Annotated in this window: 17 protein-coding genes; 9 read left to right on the top strand and 8 right to left on the bottom strand. The window is 65.9% G+C overall.

Features of this window, described 5'->3' with window-relative positions:
* Window positions 1-57: 57 nt before the first annotated feature.
* A complete protein-coding gene (locus IVB45_RS31425) occupies window positions 58-1,926 on the top strand; it encodes a sigma-54-dependent Fis family transcriptional regulator (RefSeq protein ID WP_247282490.1) in 1,869 nt (622 codons plus the stop codon).
* A 78-nt stretch (window positions 1,927-2,004) separates the two neighbouring features.
* Here the strand turns inward: IVB45_RS31425 and IVB45_RS31420 are convergent, their stop codons facing one another.
* The gene (locus tag IVB45_RS31420; protein ID WP_027565264.1) at window positions 2,005-2,559 is read right to left on the bottom strand and encodes a flavin reductase family protein; all 555 of its coding nucleotides are present in this window, start codon (window positions 2,557-2,559) and stop codon (window positions 2,005-2,007) included.
* A 57-nt stretch (window positions 2,560-2,616) separates the two neighbouring features.
* Window positions 2,617-3,714 (bottom strand): LLM class flavin-dependent oxidoreductase, encoded by a 1,098-nt coding sequence (locus tag IVB45_RS31415; RefSeq protein ID WP_007596571.1) that lies wholly within the window; start codon window positions 3,712-3,714, stop codon window positions 2,617-2,619.
* A gap of 240 nt (window positions 3,715-3,954) precedes the next feature.
* Here IVB45_RS31415 and IVB45_RS31410 point away from each other — a divergent pair, with 240 nt between their 5' ends.
* The 3 genes from IVB45_RS31410 (at window position 3,955) to poxB (ending at window position 7,332) form a co-directional block, all read left to right on the top strand.
* On the top strand, window positions 3,955-4,869 hold the full coding sequence (locus IVB45_RS31410; protein WP_247358044.1) for a 2-dehydro-3-deoxygalactonokinase: 915 nt from the start codon (window positions 3,955-3,957) through the stop codon (window positions 4,867-4,869).
* A gap of 13 nt (window positions 4,870-4,882) precedes the next feature.
* Window positions 4,883-5,515 carry a 2-dehydro-3-deoxy-6-phosphogalactonate aldolase gene (locus tag IVB45_RS31405; RefSeq protein ID WP_247358045.1) on the top strand — a complete coding sequence of 211 codons (633 nt, stop codon included), beginning with the start codon at window positions 4,883-4,885 and terminating at the stop codon, window positions 5,513-5,515.
* An 80-nt stretch (window positions 5,516-5,595) separates the two neighbouring features.
* On the top strand, window positions 5,596-7,332 hold the full coding sequence (poxB, locus tag IVB45_RS31400; protein WP_247358046.1) for a ubiquinone-dependent pyruvate dehydrogenase: 1,737 nt from the start codon (window positions 5,596-5,598) through the stop codon (window positions 7,330-7,332).
* On the opposite strand, the gene IVB45_RS31395 is transcribed toward poxB, so the two are convergent.
* Window positions 7,329-7,694 carry a hypothetical protein gene (locus IVB45_RS31395; protein ID WP_027565260.1) on the bottom strand — a complete coding sequence of 122 codons (366 nt, stop codon included), beginning with the start codon at window positions 7,692-7,694 and terminating at the stop codon, window positions 7,329-7,331. The two genes, poxB and IVB45_RS31395, sit on opposite strands and share 4 nt — an antisense overlap.
* Before the next feature lie 67 nt (window positions 7,695-7,761).
* The gene (locus tag IVB45_RS31390) at window positions 7,762-8,670 is read right to left on the bottom strand and encodes a PaaI family thioesterase (protein ID WP_247358047.1); all 909 of its coding nucleotides are present in this window, start codon (window positions 8,668-8,670) and stop codon (window positions 7,762-7,764) included.
* Between the two features lie 147 nt (window positions 8,671-8,817).
* Between IVB45_RS31390 and IVB45_RS31385 the strand changes: the two genes are divergently transcribed.
* Window positions 8,818-9,138 carry a hypothetical protein gene (locus IVB45_RS31385; protein WP_027565258.1) on the top strand — a complete coding sequence of 107 codons (321 nt, stop codon included), beginning with the start codon at window positions 8,818-8,820 and terminating at the stop codon, window positions 9,136-9,138.
* Between the two features lie 38 nt (window positions 9,139-9,176).
* Here IVB45_RS31385 and IVB45_RS31380 read toward each other — a convergent pair whose 3' ends face one another.
* The gene (locus tag IVB45_RS31380; protein ID WP_247282485.1) at window positions 9,177-10,646 is read right to left on the bottom strand and encodes an amidase; all 1,470 of its coding nucleotides are present in this window, start codon (window positions 10,644-10,646) and stop codon (window positions 9,177-9,179) included.
* Window positions 10,647-10,771: 125 nt separating this feature from the next.
* Window positions 10,772-11,884 carry a ring-opening amidohydrolase gene (locus tag IVB45_RS31375; protein WP_247358048.1) on the bottom strand — a complete coding sequence of 371 codons (1,113 nt, stop codon included), beginning with the start codon at window positions 11,882-11,884 and terminating at the stop codon, window positions 10,772-10,774.
* A 401-nt stretch (window positions 11,885-12,285) separates the two neighbouring features.
* On the opposite strand from IVB45_RS31375, the gene IVB45_RS31370 reads away from it, so the two are divergent.
* From IVB45_RS31370 to IVB45_RS31355, 4 genes are all read left to right on the top strand, one after another.
* Window positions 12,286-14,622, top strand: a complete 2,337-nt coding sequence (locus IVB45_RS31370) for a Tex family protein (RefSeq protein WP_247358049.1) — start codon at window positions 12,286-12,288, stop codon at window positions 14,620-14,622.
* A 239-nt stretch (window positions 14,623-14,861) separates the two neighbouring features.
* Window positions 14,862-15,311 carry a hypothetical protein gene (locus IVB45_RS31365; RefSeq protein WP_247358050.1) on the top strand — a complete coding sequence of 150 codons (450 nt, stop codon included), beginning with the start codon at window positions 14,862-14,864 and terminating at the stop codon, window positions 15,309-15,311.
* A 97-nt stretch (window positions 15,312-15,408) separates the two neighbouring features.
* Window positions 15,409-16,101, top strand: a complete 693-nt coding sequence (locus IVB45_RS31360; RefSeq protein ID WP_007596553.1) for a response regulator transcription factor — start codon at window positions 15,409-15,411, stop codon at window positions 16,099-16,101.
* Window positions 16,088-17,161, top strand: a complete 1,074-nt coding sequence (locus IVB45_RS31355) for a HAMP domain-containing sensor histidine kinase (RefSeq protein ID WP_247358051.1) — start codon at window positions 16,088-16,090, stop codon at window positions 17,159-17,161. Before IVB45_RS31360 ends, IVB45_RS31355 begins: the two co-directional genes overlap by 14 nt.
* On the opposite strand, the gene IVB45_RS31350 is transcribed toward IVB45_RS31355, so the two are convergent.
* Together IVB45_RS31350 and IVB45_RS31345 are read right to left on the bottom strand one after the other, a co-directional pair.
* Window positions 17,158-17,529: a helix-turn-helix transcriptional regulator gene (locus tag IVB45_RS31350; RefSeq protein ID WP_247358052.1), complete on the bottom strand. Its 372-nt coding sequence runs from the start codon at window positions 17,527-17,529 to the stop codon at window positions 17,158-17,160. The genes IVB45_RS31355 and IVB45_RS31350 overlap by 4 nt on opposite strands.
* Window positions 17,526-18,392 carry a S1C family serine protease gene (locus tag IVB45_RS31345; protein ID WP_247358053.1) on the bottom strand — a complete coding sequence of 289 codons (867 nt, stop codon included), beginning with the start codon at window positions 18,390-18,392 and terminating at the stop codon, window positions 17,526-17,528. Before IVB45_RS31345 ends, IVB45_RS31350 begins: the two co-directional genes overlap by 4 nt.
* Window positions 18,393-18,476: the final 84 nt, after the last annotated feature.

Genomic DNA, 18,476 nt, shown 5'->3' with positions numbered 1-18,476 from the left:
ACATCCCCGCCTGCGGTGCCAGACTTTGCACAATAATAGAGGGTGGAGACGTCCGCGATGGCCAGCCTTTCGGCCTCGAACCATGTCGCCCGCGTCTTGTCCGCCGCCAATCACGTGGCCGACGTCGATGCCTCTTCGCGCATTGCCAATTCCTGGCGGCGTTGCCTGGTCAGCCACAAGCTCGATCCCGCCCGTCAGGGGCCGCCGCAGACGCTCACCGAAGCCGAGATCCGTCACGTCGCCGAACCGATGGAAGAGACGATCCGGCTCGCAACGCCGGAGCTCGACGACCTCGCCCGGGTGCTGCGCGATGCCGGCTATTGCGTCAATCTGGCAGACGTGAACGCAACCATGCTGTTCAGCCGTCTGCCCGGCGAGGCCGACGCAAGACTGTTCATGGACTGGAAGATCTACACGGGGTCGAATTTTTCCGAGGCTTTTGAAGGCACCAACGGGCTCGGTACCGCGCTCGCCGAGCAGAAGCCGATCCTGGTGCATCGCGACGAGCATTTTCGCGCGCAGTGGCACATGTTTTCCTGCGCCGTGACGCCGCTGTTCGACCAGGCCGGACGGCTCGCAGGCGCCGTGAACATCACTTCCTGCCGCGAAGACCTCGAGCGCACCGCGCATCAGCTCGCGCTCGCGGTGACGATGGAGGCGACGCGGCGCATGGAGGGTGCGATCTTCCGCGGTCATTTCCGCAACGCATGGATCGCGACCGTGCCGGGCGATGGCGGCAGCGGCCTGCTCGCCTATGACGATGATCGCCGCATCGTCGGCGCCTGCCGTTCGGCGCGCGCGCTGCTGGGTCTCACCGACGGCTTGATCGCATCCGGCATCGATCTGTCGCGCTACGTCAAGTTCGACCATCCCGCCGCGCGCGACGCAGACGATCTCGTCGAGCTGCGCCGGGCCGATGGCACTCCGTTGGGGCATGGCCATGTCGCGCCGCCGCTGCGAGCGAGAGTCTCGAGCCGTCCGCTCGCGCCGCGCCGCGATGCACAGGTCGATCGCTTCGATGCTCTGCAGCGGCTCGCCGGCCGCGATCCCGGCCTGATCAGGAGCGTGAAGCGACTTAGAAGCATCGGCGATCGCAATCTGCCGGTGCTGCTGCACGGCGAGACCGGCGTCGGCAAGGATGTGTTCGCCCGTGCCATTCACGCAGCCGGCAATCGCGCGCGCCACAACTATGTCGCACTAAACTGCGCGGCGATGCCGGAAAGCCTGATCGATGCCGAGCTGTTCGGTTACGAGGCCGGTGCCTTCACCGGCGCGCGCCGCGACGGCTCGAAGGGTCTGATCGTGCAGGCCGACGGCGGGACGCTGTTCCTCGACGAGATCGGCGACATGCCGATCGCGCTGCAGACGCGGCTGTTGCGCGTGCTGGAGAACCGCGAAGTGTGGCCGCTCGGCGCGCTGAAGCCCGTGCCGGTCGACATTCGCCTGATCAGCGCCACCCATCGCGATCTCGGCCGCATGGCCGAGGAGGGCGCCTTCCGCACCGACCTCTATTTCCGTCTGCGCGGCATGGAGGTGCGGCTGCCGGCCTTGCGCGAGCGCGCCGACCGCGACGACGTCATCCGCCACATCGCGCGCGAGGAAGCGCCGAACTGCTCCCTCTCGGACGAGGCCTGGGCGCAACTGGCGGCCTATTCCTATCCCGGCAACATGCGCCAGCTCCGACATGTGCTGCGGCTCGCCGGCTGCACGGCGGAGGACGGCGTGATTACCGATGCCGATCTCGATCTGCCCCCGTTTGGCGGAAGGGCGGTGGAAGCGGATCTGGCCGCGGCGGAGCGCGCCACGATCGTGGAGACATTACGCAAGCATGGCGGCCGTGTAACTGAAGCGGCGCGCGCACTGAGACTCAGCCGGGCCACGCTCTATCGTAAGATCAAGCTGTTGAAGATCGAGACGACGCAGTAGTCCTCAACTGCGTGCGGCGCACATTCGTCCTTCTCCCGCAAGGGGAGAAGGAAGAGCGCACCATCAACGCCGCCGCTCCTACGAAAAATCGCTCCAGCTCAGATGTCGTGAGTCGAGATCGCCGACGGTTACGGTGCCGCGGATTTCGTGAGGGACGTGGAAGCTGCTGCGCAGATACACCAGCGGCGCCGCGCCGTCGGAATGCGATGCGCCGCGCACCTCGCCGACGAAGATCGAATGCGTCGTCGTCTCGAATTCCTGCGCCAGCACGCAGTCGAATGCGGCGACCGCGTCGCTCAGCACCGGCGCGCCGGTCACCCCGCGCGTCCACTCCCCGAACGCAAAACGGTCGTCGCCATTGACGCCCTTCTGGCCGCTGAAGGTGAGCGCCAGGAGAGCGTGGTCCTCATGCAGGAAGTTGATCGCGAACGCGCCTTCCTCGCGGATACGCGCGTGCGCACTGGCGTTGCGGTTGACGCAGACGATCAGGGATGGCGGTGAGTCCGACAGTGAGCAGGCCGAGGTGACCGTCAGCCCCGTGCGATTACCGTGCTCGGCACCGACCGTCACCAGCGCCACGGCGCCCGCACACTGGCGCATCGCCTGCTTGAATTCCTTTGCGTCCACCGTCACGCGGAAATCTCCGAAATGGATGCGGGTGCGGCACGATCGCGCCGCACCCGCGTCGGGTCAAGCCGCCTTCTGCGCGGAGCCGAGATGCTTCAGGCGCGGCATCACCTCGTTCCTCAGCAGCGACAGCGAGTGATGCCAGGCTTCCGCCTTGTGCTTGTAGTCGAAGCCGAACACCAGCAGCACGCCGAAGCCACCGACCTCCTCGTAGATCTTCTCGATTTTCTCGGCGACGGTCGCGGGCGAGCCGACGATCCAGTTCCGCTTGGCGCAATATTCGACGGTGACATCGCTATCGGGCACGTCGGGCGCGTGCTTCAAATAGTCCTTGAACCCGAAATGGCCGAGCAGCGGCAGGAAGTACTCGCCCATCATCCGGCCCATCATGTCGCCGGTCGAGAGCCTCCACGCTTCCTCGTCGGTATCGGCGACGAACACCTCGCGCACCAGCCGCCAATCCGCGCGGTCCGGCTTGCGTCCGGTCTTGGCGGCACCTGCTACGACCGAATCCCAATGACTGCCGACATAGGCGGGGTTCAGGTTGAGGCTCATCGGGATGAAGCCGCGCTCGCCGGCGAGCTTCAGCGTGTCCGAATTCTTCGAGAGTCCGGCGACGCCGATCGGCGGATGCGGCGTCTGCAACGGCTTGATGTGCGGCTTGAGGAAGTCGAACATCGTGTCCGGCTTGGTCACCGTCCAGAACTTGCCCTTGTAGGTCCAGGGCGCGGGATCGCTCCACATCTTCAGAATGATCTCCAGCGCCTCGCGCGTCATGTCGCGGTTCTGTCCGCTCATGCCGTCAACGTTGAACATGGCCCAGTCGCTTGGCAGGCCGCTGGCCGCAACTCCGAAATTGAGTCGTCCCCCGGAGAGGTGATCGAGCATCGCGACGCGGTTGGCGAGCTCGGCCGGGTGGTGATAGGGCAGCAGGAAGCCGCCCGGTCCGATGCGGATATTCTTGGTCTGCATCAGCGCCTGTGCGATCAGCAGATCCGGCGTGGGATTGGGTTCCCAGGGCGCGGTGTGGTGCTCACCGACCCAGGCCTCCTGATAGCCGAGCTCGTCGAGCCAGCGCATGACCTGCAGGTCCCAGTCGTTCCCTTCCTTCAGGCCGCACTCCGGCGGGTGCGAAGGCATCGTGAAATAACCGATCTCCATGGGTTTCCTCATCTGATGTTGACGCGTCTTGTTGCGCGGTTCACGGACGTGCGCGGGAACGCTTTAGCAAGCGGTGTGCCACCTCTTCGCAAGCGGTGTGCCACCGCGAACGGCGCCCCAGACCCGCGAAAAAAGGCTGGTTTGCGGCAGCAATAGCCGATATCCCGGGGCAGATTTGCGGGGCCCCGTCTCATTGTCGCGAGACGGCGTCTCGGCGGTGAGACGAGGATACGCGTTGAGATGACCGAACCTGCCTATGTCGCGGTGGACTGGGGCACCAGCAGCTTCCGGCTCTGGCTGATCGACCGCGCCGGCGAGGTGCTGGCCGAGCGCCGCAGCGATGAAGGCATGCTGGTGGCCGCGAAGGCCGGCTTTGCCGCCGTGCTGCAATCGCATCTCGCGGCAGTCGAGGCGTCCGATCATCTGCCTGTCCTCGTCTGCGGCATGGCCGGCGCGCGTACCGGCTGGATCGAGGCCGGTTATGTCGATACGCCCGCGCCACTCTCCGCTGTTCTGAAGCAGGCGGCGCGCGTGTCCGACGAAGCGCGCGACATCCGTATCCTGCCGGGTATCGCGCAGCGCGATGCAAAAGCACCGGACGTGATGCGCGGCGAGGAGACGCAGCTGCTCGGCGCGCTCGGGCTTGATGCCGCAGGTGAAGCTCTGGTCTGCATGCCCGGCACGCATTCGAAATGGGTGCGCCTGAAGGACGATACGGTCGCGCATTTCTCTACCTTTATGACCGGCGAGCTCTTCAGCGTGGTGTCGCGCGAGACGATTTTGTCGCTTGCGGTCGCGGGCGCCGAAGACGCCGAGGATGTCACGAGCTTCCAGGCTGCGGTGAAGGCGGCGTACGAGGCACCGGCCTTCGCCGCCAATTTTCTGTTCGGCGCGCGGTCGCGTCAGCTCCTGTTCGGGGGCACACCGGCCGCCGCGCGCGAAACGCTGTCGGGCACGTTGATCGGCGTCGAGCTGGCGGCAGGGCTCTCCGGCGCGATGCCGAAAGCTGGAATCACGCTGATTGCCTCGGGGCGGCTCGCAATGCTGTACAGGCTGGCTTTCGACGCGCTGTCGGTCACCGTGAAGCCGGTCGATGCCGATGAAGCCGTCCGCCGCGGTCTGTCGATGGCGGCTGGCGCGATCTGGACGAAATGAGAGGATAGTCGAGATGAGCGTTCCCTTTCCGGCGATGAAACGGCCACTGGTCGCGATCCTGCGCGGCATCAAGCTGGAGGAAGCCGAGGCCATCGTCGGCGTGCTGATCGAGGCCGGCATGACTGCGATCGAGATCCCGTTAAACTCGCCCGATCCGTTCCGCTCCATCGCCACCGCCGTCAAGCTCGCGCCGGCCGGCGTGCTGATCGGCGCCGGCACGGTGCTGACCACAGCGGATGTCGATCGGCTCAACGATGTCGGCGGCAAGCTGATGGTGTCGCCGAATGTCGATACACAGGTGCTCACGCGTGCGCACCAATACGCCATGGTCACGCTACCGGGCGTGTTCTCGCCGACCGAGGCGCTGCTGGCCGCACGCTCCGGCGCCTCTGGCCTGAAGTTCTTTCCGGCCAGCGTGCTCGGCGCGTCCGGCATTGCCGCGATCCGCGCGGTGCTGCCGGCCGGCGCCATGATCGCCGCCGTCGGCGGCGTCTCCGACCAGAATTTTGCGGAGTATATCAAGGGTGGCGTGACGGCGTTCGGGCTGGGCTCCAGCCTCTACAAGCCCGGCATGACGGCAACGGACGTTGCCGCTCGCGCAAAATTGACGATCGCGGCCTACGATCGGGCGATTGCGAAAGACTGAAGCAGCAATAAACAAGCCGTGATGCCGTCACTGTTGCGCGTTATCCTATCTTGCCGCAGAAGCGAGATCAGGAGACCGACATGACAATCAACAACGTGGCCGATCTGTTCGTGGCAACGCTCGAACAGGCCGGCGTCAAGCGCATCTACGGCATCGTCGGCGACAGCCTGAATGCGCTGACCGAAGCGCTGCGGCGGCGCGGCACGATCGAATGGATCCATGTCCGGCACGAGGAGGTCGCGGCCTTCGCCGCTGCCGGGGAAGCGGAGATGACGGGCAGCCTTGCGGTATGCGCGGGCTCGTGTGGTCCCGGCAATCTGCATCTGATCAACGGCCTGTTCGACGCCCATCGCAGCCGCGTTCCCGTGCTGGCGATCGCCGCGCAAATCCCGACGGCCGAGATCGGCAGCGGCTATTTCCAGGAGACGCATCCGCAAAACCTGTTCCGCGAGTGCAGCCATTATTGCGAGCTGGTCTCCGATCCGAGTCAGCTGCCCTATGTGCTGGAAAACGCGATCCGCGCGGCGGTCGGCATGCGCGGCGTTGCCGTCGTCGCCATGCCCGGCGACGTCGCCTTCCGCAGCCCACCCAAGCGCGCACTGTCGACGGCGCGTGGCCTTGCACTGTCGGCGCCGAAAATCGTGCCGCAGGCCGATGAGCTGAAGGCGCTCGCAGACCTCTTGAACGGCGCCGAGCGCATCACCTTGTTCTGCGGCCGCGGCTGCGCCGGCGCGCATGCGCCGTTGATGCAACTCGCGGAAGCCTTGAAGAGCCCGATCGTGCATGCGCTCGGCGGCAAGGAGCACGTCGAATACGACAATCCCTACGACGTCGGCATGACCGGCTTCATCGGCTTCTCCTCCGGCTATGCCGCCATGCACGCCTGCGACGCGCTGGTGATGCTCGGCACTGATTTTCCCTACAAGCAGTTCTTCCCGACTGATGCGAAGGTCGCCCAGATCGACATCCGCCCGGAGAATCTCGGTCGTCGCTGCAAGATCGATCTCGGCCTCGTCGGCGACGTCAAGCTCGCCATCGAGGCGCTGCTGCCGCTGCTCAAGGCCAAGACGCAGCGCAGGCATCTCGACGATGCGATCGCGCACTACAAGAAAGCACGCGAGGGCCTGGACTCGCTCGCGAAGGGCACGCCGGGCAGCAAACCGATCCATCCGCAATATCTCGCCAAGGTCATCAGCGACCACGCCTCTGATGATGCCGTGTTCACCGCCGATGTCGGCACGCCGACGGTGTGGGCCGCGCGCTATCTCGAGATGAACGGCCGCCGCCGGCTGATCGGCTCGTTCGTGCACGGCTCGATGGCCAACGCCATGCCACAGGCGATCGGCGCGCAGGCCGCGCAGTCCGGCCGCCAGGTGATCTCGCTCTCGGGCGACGGCGGCTTCACCATGCTGATGGGCGATCTGATCACGCTGACGCAGATGAAGCTGCCGGTGAAGGTGGTCATCTTCAACAACGGCGTGCTCGGCTTCGTCGCACTGGAGATGAAGGCGGCCGGTTTCGTCGACACCAATGTCGATCTGGAGAATCCGGACTTCGCGGCAATGGCGCGCGCCATGGGCATCTTCGCAAGGCGCGTCGAGGATCCCGGCGAGCTCCCGGGCGCGATGAAGGAGATGCTGGCCCACAACGGACCGGCGCTGCTCGACGTGGTCACGGCGAAGCAGGAGCTGTCGATGCCGCCGACCATCACGCCCGAGCAGATCAAGGGCTTCAGCCTCTGGGTCCTGCGCGCCGTGATGAACGGCCGCGGCGACGAGGTCGTCGATCTCGCCAAGACCAATTTGCTGCCGCGCTAACCCCGCTTGACCGACGGCACGGGCAGCCGCTCATGGCGGCGCTGGAAGCGTTGCCAGTGCAGCACGATGCCGATCAGCAGCGCCGGTACGAAGCCGAGCGCGATCAGGAAATGCGGCAGCTGCGCCGGGGAGATGAACGCGATGCCGATGTCGGAGATCAGCCACAGCGCGGCGAACATCACCGCGAAATCGGTGCGCGGGCAGCGCAGATAGTAGAACACGGCGGTGATGACGACGGCGGGTCCGATGGCGATGCCGATCATCACCGTCGTCAGCTCCTTCGGCGTCAGCGCGTCGAGCACCATCGCTGCCAGCAGCCAGAGCGCGGCGAACATGGCGACGATGTCGAGCGGATGCCGCAACCCAATACCTCTCGCGGGAACATGCTATCGTTGTGGCCCAGACCCTGGCCGTCAAGGGAAAATGCGCCTATTCCTCGTCGTTTCCGGGCGTCGGCCGCAGCATGAAATGGCCGAAGGCGGTGGCGATCGGCTTGTTCGCATCGTCCTGCCAGGCCCGCGCCTCGAAGGCGACGATGCGCCGGCCCTGCTTCACGATCGAGACGTTGGCGAAGGTGTCGAGCGCGCGGCCCGAGCGCAGATAGTTGACGGTCAGTCCGATCGGCTTGGGCAGCGCGGCGGCGCCGAGTTCGCGCGCCACTCCGAAGATCGCGGTGGTCTCGAGGAAGGCGCCGGTCATGCCGCCATGGATCGCAGGCAGGATCGGGTTGCCGATGATCTTTGGCGAGAACGGCATCGTCAGTGTGTCGTCGTCGTTGGCGCGAATGCCGAGGCAGCGCGCGAACGGGCTGTTGGCGAACGGGCCTTCCGGATCGTCCGGCGCCTCCAGCGTCGGGATGTTGCGGGAGTCCATCCTGCGGTCTGCGAGCATGTTGGTGCGGTTGGCACCGATCATGAAGCAGGCGGTGGCGGTCGCGACCGGATCGTCCTCGGAGTCCTGATAGGCGGTCGAGCGCACGAAGGCGATCGAACGCGTGGTGCGGTAGCAGACCGAATGCGCCTTGATGTCGAGGCCCGGCGTCGCCGGCTTCTGATAGTCGATGCGCAGATCGAGCGTCGCGATCGCGCTCGTGCCGTCGAGCGCAAGTTGCACCGCCATGCCGCAGCTCTCGTCCAGCATCGCGGTGACGACGCCGCCATGCAGCACGCCGGTCTCGGTATCGCCGACGAACACGGGCCGGTAGGGCAGGCTGGACCAGGCCTCGCGAGGCGCGAAGCGGTCGAGTTGGAGCCCGCTGATCTGGCCGTAATCGGAGCGGCGACCCTTGATCGCCTCGGCGAGGTCCTCGAACGAAAGTGTGGTCGGTGAGCTGGACATGAGGACGTTCTAGACCAGTGGCGGGCGCGGCGCAAAACCCCGGATGCGCGTCCCACGGCAGGTGCCGGGGCGGTTTGGCCTCGACAGGGCGGGCCGAAGCAACGATGGTGGGCGCCTCGTTCGTTCGACTAGCCGCAAGGAGTGCCCATGGCCGATCCCGAAACGCCCGCCACCAGCCAGGGGCCCGTCATCATTTCGACCTCGAGCTCGGAGCGGGCGCCGATCATCTATTTCGACGGTGCATCCTGCTTCGGCCACCACAACGGCGCGATCCAGATCGAGCTTGCGGCCAATTTGTTGATGCCGGTCGGCGCCGCCGTCAGGGTCGACGTCGTTCAGACCGCGCATCTGCGTTGCAGCGTGGCCGCCGCGCTGGCGCTGCGCGAAGCGCTCGAAAAGGCGCTGGCAATGTACCAGCAGGGCCAGCAGCAGCCCCGGCCGGAGGAAATTCCCTCGGTGAAGAACTGAGGCAGTTAGCGGATCGCAAGTTAATGCGATCAACTCACTCAGCTCACATGCACCTTCGGCTTCCTGCCGTCGTTCCACTTGCCGTCGAGCGCGCGCTCGATCTGGGCGGCGAGTTGCAGCAGCAGGCCGTCATTGGCCTGTTTCGCGATCGCCTGGATGCCGAGCGGCAGGCCGTGGTTCTGCGTGGCCATCGGCATCGAGATCGCCGGCATGCCGCAGAGATTGGCGAGCGGCGTGAAGGCGAAGAAGCGCCAGAGATTGCCGAACCAGTCGAGCACGTCAGGATTGTCGGAGATGGTGAGATACTCCCGGGTGCCCACCTTCGGCGTCGGCAGCGCAGTGATCGGGGTCAGGATCACGTCCCACTGCTCGAAGAAAGCGCCGAAGGCGCGCGAGGTCGTGTTGAACACGCCTTGCATCTTCGCCCGCTCGGCGAAGCTCGTATGCCGGCCGGCTTCCCAGATTCTGATATTCATGGGCTCGATGAGGTCTTCCGGCGGCCGTTCCAGTCCGCGCGCGGCGAGCATGTTCGAGATCACCACCGCAAAATTCGAGATGTAGCAGGTGGTCTGCGCCTCGAACGCGGCGCGGAAGTCGAGCTCGGGCAGGGCGTAGTCGACGTGATGGCCGAGGCCTTCGAGGAAGCGGCCGGCCTTTGCCAGTTCGGCGGCGATCTCGGGCGTCGCGGTGTAATCGCCCCAGCTGTGCGACAGCGCGATGCGAAGCTTTGACGGATCGCGCTTGATCATCTCGGAATAAGGCTGCGCCGTGGTCCAGAACGGCATGAACTCGCCGGGCGCCGCTCCCCTTGCATGATCGACGAAGGCGGCGGTGTCGCGCACCGAGCGCGACTGGCAGCCCTGGATCGAGACCAGGCCGGTGAGATCGGACATGTGCGGTGCGAGCGAGAATACGCCGCGCGAGACTTTCAGGCCGATATTACCGTTGACGCCGGCGGGAATGCGGATCGAGCCGCCGCCGTCGGTCGCATGCGCGATCGGCACCACGCCGGCCGCGACCATCGCGGCGCTGCCGGCCGACGAGCCGCAGGTGGTGTAGTCGGTATCCCAGGGATTGCGCGTGACATAGACGGCCGGATTGTCGGCCGAGCTGCAGACGCCGAATTCCGGCGTCGTGGTGCGTCCGATCAGGTTCAGTCCGGCCTGGCGGAATTTGCCGGTCAGGAACGTGTCGGCGCTGGCGCGATTGCCGCGCATCAGCAGCGAGCCCATCTCCTGGAGCCGGCCCTTCATGGTCGGGCCGAGGTCCTTCATCAGGAAGGGCAGGCCTGCGAACGGGCCAGCGAGATTGGCGCCGTCCTTGGCCGGATCGGCGATCACGTCATCGAACAGCTCGACCACGCCCGACAGTGCTGGATTGACCTTGGCAACGCCCGCGGCGGCCTGGCGCGCCAATTCCTTTGCCGTGAGCTCGCCCTTGCGGACGCGCGCCGCCAGCCCCACGCCATCGTGCTGCGCCCATTCGTTCCAGCTCATCGGGAAAGTCATGCGATCCAAACCTCTTCGTGCGGCGCCATCTTAGTTTCGCACGGAAACACTTTAATCAACTGAGGCGGCGCGAAGGGCAGGGTTGCGCCGGATGGAGAGGTAATCCCGCATTGCATGCGCGCGCATCAATTCGAGAGCTTTGCGATCACCGCGACCGGCCCGCCGCCGGCGGGGCCCTGATGCTCGGCGCCGCCGGAGACATAGACTGCCCCGGTGCCGGCAAGGCCGGCAATCAACCCGCCAACGGCAGCCCGGGCGTGGCGCGTCGAGCTGATATCGGTATCTTCCAGCATGGTGTGGCGGAAGCCGCGCACGCTGCCGTCAGGCGAGGCCTCGGCCTTGGCGAAAATGTTGACGAACTCGCGGCCGGTCGTCGTCTGCGGCGCGGCACGGAGCCCAACGCTCTCCAGCGCCGCGAGCACGGCGGCAGCGTCGATCGCATCGCTCATCACGGCATGTCCGATCTCGAATTCGCTCGTCGAGGACATCGAATTGCCGAGCACGATGACGACGTTGTGCATCAGCTCGATTCCGGATGAGGTCGAGGCGACGTTCGAAAACAGATCGTAGCGTCGCAGCACGTCCTCATCATGAACGTCGGTTGCGATCTCGCCGAGCGCGACCGCAACGCCGAGCGCGGAGGCGCCACGCGAATAGGCCATCGAACTGTAGGCGCTGGTCGTCGCCGTCTTGTGGCCGCGCGCGTTCGCCGCCGCGACGCGCTCACTGGTGAGCAGCGGGCACTTGATCTGCACGAAGTGGACGTCGGCGGGATCGGCGATGCCGGCATCCGCCATCGCGGCGTTCACGGCCTCGGCTGTCTCCGTGATCTGAGCGGAGCGCCCGAGCTCTTCAGGGAGAAAATCCCGCGTCTGCGCCATGCCGATGCTCAGGCGCTTGCCGGAGATGCCTGCCGGGCGCTGCGGGACTTCCCTGCGCGTGAACACCGTAATGTGCGGGCTGAGCACGCCCTCGGTGCCGCCGGACATCACGAAAGCAATGCGCTGCTCGACCTCCTGCGGCGACAGCCCGAGCCGTGGCGCCAGCGCCGTGCACAGCGCGGCAACGGCATATTCCCGGGTAAAGTCGTTGACGCCGCCATTGCCTTCGGTCTTGCCGAGGATCGCCAGGATGGATGTCGGATCGATCGCGCCGGAGCCGATCATGCTGATCAATCCGGAGACGTCGCCGGGGCCTTTGGTGGCGATTCTAATGACGCCGACCGACGTGGTACGCATTATAGTCCTCACATGGGGTTCAGGAGCCCGGCGAACAAAACAGCCGTTGAACGAGGGTGTCTGTCAAGGTGTCAAGGCAATCCCCATCGTCGTCCTGGCGAACGCCAGGATCCACTACCCCAGGGGTGAGTTTGGCGAAGGCTCGTCGTTCGGTACGCCTGCCGCCCACAATAGATGGATTCCCCGGTATGGGTCCTGGCTTTCGCCAGGGCGACGACGGAGTATGTGCGTCGTCTGCGTCGCACCCACGATTGTGGCGAGATCGCATCGCTTCGACAAAAAATCCCTTGTCGACGGTCGTCCGCTGCACCTTGATGAATCAACCCCGATTGGTCCATAAGCGGCGTCCCGCAGCCGGTGGTTCGCCTCCGCGATGCGTGCTTGGATAGAGGGGTTCTCGCGTGGCAAATATCAACCAGAAAATTGCGCAGGAGCTTGGGGTTCGGGCGGAGCAGGTCGAGGCGACAGTGGCGCTGCTCGACGGCGGCGCCACGGTTCCCTTCATCGCCCGCTACCGCAAGGAAGCGACCGGTGCGCTCGACGACGCGCAATTGCGCACGCTGGAGGAGCGCCTGGGTTACCTCCGCGAGCTCGAGGACCGCCGCAAGGCCATCCTCGAATCGGTCCGCGAGCAGGGCAAGCTCGATGCCGCGCTGGAAGCCTCCATTCTCGCCGCCGACAGCAAGGCGCGCCTCGAAGATATCTATCTGCCGTTCAAGCCGAAGCGCCGCACCAAGGCGGAGATCGCCAAAGAAGCCGGCCTCGAGCCGCTCGCCAATCAGCTCATGGCCGAGCCCACCAACGATCCGAAGCTCGTCGCCGAAGCCTTCGTCAATGCAGAGAAGGGCGTTGCGGATGCCGCTGCGGCACTCGACGGCGCCCGCGCCATCCTGGTCGAGCGTTTCGACGAAGACGCCGATTTGATCGGCGCGCTTCGCGAGGAGGTGTGGACCAATGCGCGCATGGCATCCAAGGTACGCGACGGCAAGAAGACCGAGGGCGAAAAGTTTGCCGACTATTTCGAGTTCTCCGAGCCGCTGACGAAGCTGCCCTCGCACCGTATCCTCGCGATGTTCCGCGGGGAGAAGGAAGAGATCCTCGATCTCCAGATCCAGGCCGAGACCGAAGCATCGCCGCCGGGCGTGCCGAGTGTCTATGAGCTGAAGATCATGAAGCGGTTCGGCATCGCCGACCTCAAGCGCGCCGGCGACCGCTGGATGATCGATACCGTGCGCTGGGCCTGGCGCACCAAGATCCAGGTGCATCTCAACATCGACCTGCGCATGCGGCTGTGGAATGCCGCCGAGACCGAGGCCGTGCGCGTGTTCGCGTCCAATTTGCGCGACTTGCTGCTCGCGGCGCCAGCCGGCACCCGCGTCACCATGGGCCTCGATCCCGGCTTCCGCACCGGCGTCAAGGTCGCCGTCACCGACGCGACCGGCAAGGTGGTGGATACCGCCGTGATCTATCCGCACGAGCCGCAGCGGCAGTGGAACGAGGCGCTTGCGATCCTTGGCAAGCTCGCGCTGAAACATCGCGTCGAGCTGATCGCGATCGGCAACGGCACCGCCTCGCGCGAGACCGACAAGCTCGCGGCCGACCTCGTCAAGGGCCTGCCCGACTTGAAGATGACCAAGATCGTGGTGTCGGAAGCCGGCGCGTCGGTTTATTCGGCCTCCGCTTTTGCCTCGGAGGAATTGCCTGATCTCGACGTCACCTTGCGCGGCGCGGTGTCGATCGCGCGGCGGCTTCAGGATCCGCTCGCCGAGCTGGTCAAGATCGAGCCCAAGGCGATCGGCGTCGGCCAGTACCAGCACGACCTCGGCCAGGCCAAGCTCGCCAAATCGCTCGATGCGGTGGTCGAAGACTGCGTGAACGCAGTCGGCGTCGACGTCAACACCGCGTCCGCTCCGCTGCTCGCGCGCGTGTCGGGTGTCGGCTCCGGCCTCGCCTCGAGCATCGTGGCACATCGCGACGCCAACGGGCCGTTCAAGTCGCGCAAGGCGCTGAAGGACGTGCCGCGGCTCGGCCCCAAGGCGTTCGAGCAGTGCGCGGGCTTCCTGCGCATCCTCGGCGGCGAGGATCCGCTCGACGCCTCCGGCGTGCATCCGGAAGCCTATCCGGTGGTGCGCCGGATTCTCGGCGCCACCAAGAGCGACATCAAGGCGCTGATCGGCAGCAGCGACATCGTTCGCACGCTGAAGCCGAAAGACTTCGTGGACGAGACGTTTGGTCTGCCGACCGTCACTGACATCCTGCGCGAGCTCGAGAAGCCCGGCCGCGACCCGCGTCCGGCGTTCAAGGCCGCTGTGTTCATGGATGGCGTCGAGGAGATCAAGCACCTCAAGAAGGGCATGATCCTTGAGGGCACCGTGACCAACGTCGCCGCGTTCGGCGCCTTCGTCGACATCGGCGTGCACCAGGACGGCCTCGTGCACATCTCGGCGATGTCCAGGACCTACATCAAGGATCCGCGCGAGGTGGTGAAGCCCGGCGACATCGTCAAGGTGAAGGTGCTGGACTTCGAGGTCGCGCGCAAGCGCATCTCGCTGACACTGCGCCTCGACGACGAGGTTGGCGCCAAGAAGGACGCGCCCGGCATGCAGCGGGACAACAGCTCACGCAACCCCTCCCGCATGACATCGTCGGCCCCGCGCCAGCAGGAATCTTCCGGCGGCGGCGCACTCGCCGAAGCGCTGCGCCGCGCGGCGGAGAAGAACGGCGGCAAGCGGGCGTAGCTTCTTCTATCCGCGTCGTCATTGCGAGCGCAGCGAAGCAATCCAGAATCTTTCCACAGCGGGACTCTGGATTGCTTCGTCGCAAGGGTTCCTCGCAATGACGAGGAGAGAGCGGGTCCTCTCCCTAACACCGGCGTCAGAATCTGGCGCGTTTGTAAGTTGAAGGCGCCTGTCCCTTGCTCTCATCTGATCCTTCTCGCGCGGTAGAAATATCGCCGCGCAGCACGGAGGATGCTTCGATGGACAACAGGCTTCTCAAAGGCCTCACCGCGGTGACGATCGCAGCGGTGATGGCGCTCGCTTCACCGGTGCTCGCCAGAGGTGGCGGTGGTGGCGGACATGGCGGCTTCGGCGGTGGCGGACATTTCGGCGGTGGTGGGCATTTCGGTGGCGGTATGCACGCCGGTGGCTTCGGCGGCATGCATGTGGGCGGCATGGGCGGTGCGCGCTTTGCCCATGTTGGCGGAGCAGGCTTCGGTGGACCGCGCTTTGCGCATGGCGCGATCGGACCACGTTTTGCCGGTGCCGGCTGGCACGGCCACCATGCCTTCCACCACCATCACTTCCGTCGTTTCGCCGTCTTCGGTGCGCCCTATTACTATGCCGGCTACAATGACGGCTGTTGGCGCAGGAGCTTGACGCCCTATGGGTGGCAATGGGTCAATGTGTGCGGAGACTCTTGGTACTAGCATCGCCGTACCGCACCATTGTCGCGATCGTCATCGGGCGGTTCCGCTCAGCCCCGGAACGGGATAGTCTGGTGGCGATCGTCGCGCGGAGTTTGTCATGTCCGGAGGTCACCGCCGCATTCTGGTCGTCGAGGACGATGCGGAAACCGCAGGCCAACTCGTCGAGGAGCTGACGATTTCTGGCTACGATGTCGATCTCGCCGCCACGGGGCGCGAAGCCCTCAGCCACGGCGCCGCGCGCGACTATGCCGTGATCACCATCGACCGCATGCTGCCCGACATCGACGGCATCAGCGTGATGCGCCAGTTGCGCGACGACGGCATCGCCGCGCCGTTCCTGATCATTTCCGCACTTGGCGAGGTCGACGACCGCGTGCGCGGCTTGCGCGCCGGCGGCGACGATTATCTCGTCAAGCCGTTCTCCTTTACCGAATTGCTGGCGCGGCTGGAGGCGCTCGGCCGGCGCAGCGACACCGTTGCCAAGGAGACGATCCTGCGGGTCGGCGATCTCGCCATCGACCTGATCGCGCGGAGCGCGAGCCGCCGCGGCCGGAAGATTCCGCTGTTGCCGCGGGAATTCCAGCTGCTCGAATATCTCGTCCGCAACGAGGGCCGCGTCGTCTCGCGTGCGATGCTGCTCCAGCATGTCTGGGATCTGCACTTCGATCCCTCCACCAACATCATCGACGTCTATGTCGGTCGCGTCCGCCGCAAGGTCGATGATGCCCAGGCCTATCCGCTGATCCACACCATCCGCGGCATCGGATATTGTCTCCGTGCTCCTGGCTAAAACGCTCCGCTCCTCGACCTTCCGCCTGGCGCTGATCGCGATCGCGGCGTTCGGGCTGATCGTCGCGGCGATCATGGCCTATGTCTATTTCGGCACGATCGCCTATGTGCAGAACCGTGTCGGCTATGCCGGCGATCACAGCGGCTTCACCGCGATGATCGAGCTCGCAATGGTCGCTGTCGCGGTGCTGATGCTGGTGCTCGCGGGGCTCGCCGCGGTGCTGGTGACGCGCCGCACGGTCGGGCGAATCGAGGAGATCAACGCCACCAGCCGCGCCATCATGATGTCCGGCCTCGACCAGCGCATTCCCTTGCGCGGCAGTCACGACGAGTGGGACCGTGTCGCCGAAAACCTCAACCAGATGCTCGACCGCATCGAGACTTTGATGGGCGAGGTCAAGCAGGTCAGCGACAACGTCGCCCATGATTTGCGCACGCCGCTGACGCGCATGCGCGGCCGGCTGGAGAAGGCCTATCACGCACCGCGCAACGGCGAGGCCGACGCGGTGCTGATCGGCGACACCATCGCCGATCTCGACGCCGTGCTCGGCATGTTCGCCTCCATCATCCGCATCTCGGAGATCGAGACCCGCGCCCGCCGCAGCGCGTTTCGCACCCTCAATCTCGCCGAAATCGCCGGCGAGGTCGTCGAGCTCTACGATGCCGCCGCCGAGCAGGTCGCGACGCGGCTCAGCCTGGACGGCGACCGTGAGGTGGCGATTATTGGCGATCGCGACCTTCTGTTCGACGCCGTCGCCAATCTCGTCGATAACGCGATCAAGCACGGCTGCAAGGGCGGGCAGGTGACCGTCACCTGCCGCAGTGCCAACGAGGGGGCAGTGATCGCGATCGTCGACGACGGTCCGGGCATTCCGGCGGATCAGCGCGATCACGTGTTCAAGCGCTTCTACCGGCTCGAGCAGAGCCGCTACACGCCCGGTAACGGCCTCGGCTTAAGCCTGGTCGCCGCGGTCGCTCGCCTCCATGGCGCCGAGATTGCCCTGCACGACAACGCGCCGGGCCTGTCGGTCCAGCTCAGCTTCCCGCCGCACCCGCCCTAGAGCTCGATCACGCCGCGGCGTGCCGCATGAGCCACCGCATCGGTGCGGCCGGTGGCATCCAGCTTGTCGAGCAGCGAGCCGACATGGAATTTCACCGTGTGGACGGAAATGCCGAGCTGACGCGCGATCATCTTGTTGGAGCCACCTTCCGCCATCAACGCCAGCACATCGAGCTCGCGCTGTGTCAGCGCGATGTCCTCAGGCATGATGCGCGGATCGCGGGTGACGATCGCCGCTGCGGCCTTCTCGCCGGGTTCGGCGAGGCGAAGCCCGGCGATATTGCCGAGCAGAGCAGCCAGGCGATCGGCGAGGACGGGATCGTCGATCTCCAAAGCCAACACGATCTCGGGCGCGATGTCCTCGCTCACGCCGCCGGCCTCTCGCCGATCGTAACCTTGAAGCTGACCGGCTCGCCGCCGCGGCGCGCCGCGATATCGACCACCGCGCCCACGCTCGCCGGACCCAGCGTCCGCGACAGCGCGCGTACGCCGGACAGCTTCTGGTCGTTGACGGCGACGATGACGTCGCCCTGGCGAATGCCGGCCGCGGCCGAAGGACCGGCCTTGTCGACATTCATCACCATCGCGCCGACGCCGTCGTCGAGCCGGACCGGCTGCAGACCGAGGCCGAGATATCCGCGTGCGATACGGCCGCGGGCCTCCAACTGGGCCGCGACCCGCTCGATCGTCGCCGTCGGGATCACCAGCACACGCCTGGGGCCGAGCACGGCCATGCCGAAGGCCTCGCCCGATGCATCGAGCGCGAGGCCGCCCTGCTGGCTGGAGCACAAGCGGACATCGAGCTCGATCCGCGCGTCGATGTCGCCGCCGCGCAAGGAGCGCCAGCTCTTGCCGGACAGCGACACCATCCCAAGCGCGGCGCTCGGCGTATCACGATTGGTGGCGACGACGACCGACAACGCGCCGAGGGGCGGGACAATTGTGGCCAGCTTGACCGGGGTCAGCGCCGTATCGACGCGCAGCAGGGCGATATCCGTCGTATGGTCGCGGCCTGCAATCGTGGCGGCTGCGGTGCTGCCGTCGGAGAGGCCGATCTCGACGTCCCCCTCGTCGGCCAGCGCCTCGTCGGCGGTGACGATCAGGCCGGGCTTCCAGACGAAGCCGGTGGCGCGGGAGCGATGCGAATGCACGGCGACGACGGACGGCGCGGTGCGGGACACCACATCCGCGAGCGCGGACGACAGCGAGGACAGGGGGGTGGGTTCGGTCATGGGAGGCTCCTGTAAAGCTGTCCTCAATCTGGGATGTCGCGGGCGATCGCGTAACTGGCCGCATGGCCAGGAAATGAGCAGGGA

The sequence above is a fragment of the Bradyrhizobium sp. 4 genome (assembly GCF_023100905.1).
Lineage (GTDB): Bacteria > Pseudomonadota > Alphaproteobacteria > Rhizobiales > Xanthobacteraceae > Bradyrhizobium.
Note: the sequence above shows the minus strand (reverse complement) of the source record. Positions and strands in the feature narration are given on the sequence as shown.

Bases quoted from the DNA above. Each gene is read 5' to 3' on its own strand.
- IVB45_RS31425 (WP_247282490.1), top strand. From the start codon at position 58: ATGGCCAGCCTTTCGGCCTCGAACCATGTCGCCCGCGTCTTGTCCGCC.
- IVB45_RS31415 (WP_007596571.1), bottom strand. From the start codon at position 3,714: ATGGAGATCGGTTATTTCACGATGCCTTCGCACCCGCCGGAGTGCGGC.
- IVB45_RS31410 (WP_247358044.1), top strand. From the start codon at position 3,955: ATGACCGAACCTGCCTATGTCGCGGTGGACTGGGGCACCAGCAGCTTC.
- IVB45_RS31405 (WP_247358045.1), top strand. From the start codon at position 4,883: ATGAGCGTTCCCTTTCCGGCGATGAAACGGCCACTGGTCGCGATCCTG.
- poxB (WP_247358046.1), top strand. From the start codon at position 5,596: ATGACAATCAACAACGTGGCCGATCTGTTCGTGGCAACGCTCGAACAG.
- IVB45_RS31390 (WP_247358047.1), bottom strand. From the start codon at position 8,670: ATGTCCAGCTCACCGACCACACTTTCGTTCGAGGACCTCGCCGAGGCG.
- IVB45_RS31385 (WP_027565258.1), top strand. From the start codon at position 8,818: ATGGCCGATCCCGAAACGCCCGCCACCAGCCAGGGGCCCGTCATCATT.
- IVB45_RS31380 (WP_247282485.1), bottom strand. From the start codon at position 10,646: ATGACTTTCCCGATGAGCTGGAACGAATGGGCGCAGCACGATGGCGTG.
- IVB45_RS31375 (WP_247358048.1), bottom strand. From the start codon at position 11,884: ATGCGTACCACGTCGGTCGGCGTCATTAGAATCGCCACCAAAGGCCCC.
- IVB45_RS31365 (WP_247358050.1), top strand. From the start codon at position 14,862: ATGGACAACAGGCTTCTCAAAGGCCTCACCGCGGTGACGATCGCAGCG.
- IVB45_RS31360 (WP_007596553.1), top strand. From the start codon at position 15,409: ATGTCCGGAGGTCACCGCCGCATTCTGGTCGTCGAGGACGATGCGGAA.
- IVB45_RS31345 (WP_247358053.1), bottom strand. From the start codon at position 18,392: ATGACCGAACCCACCCCCCTGTCCTCGCTGTCGTCCGCGCTCGCGGAT.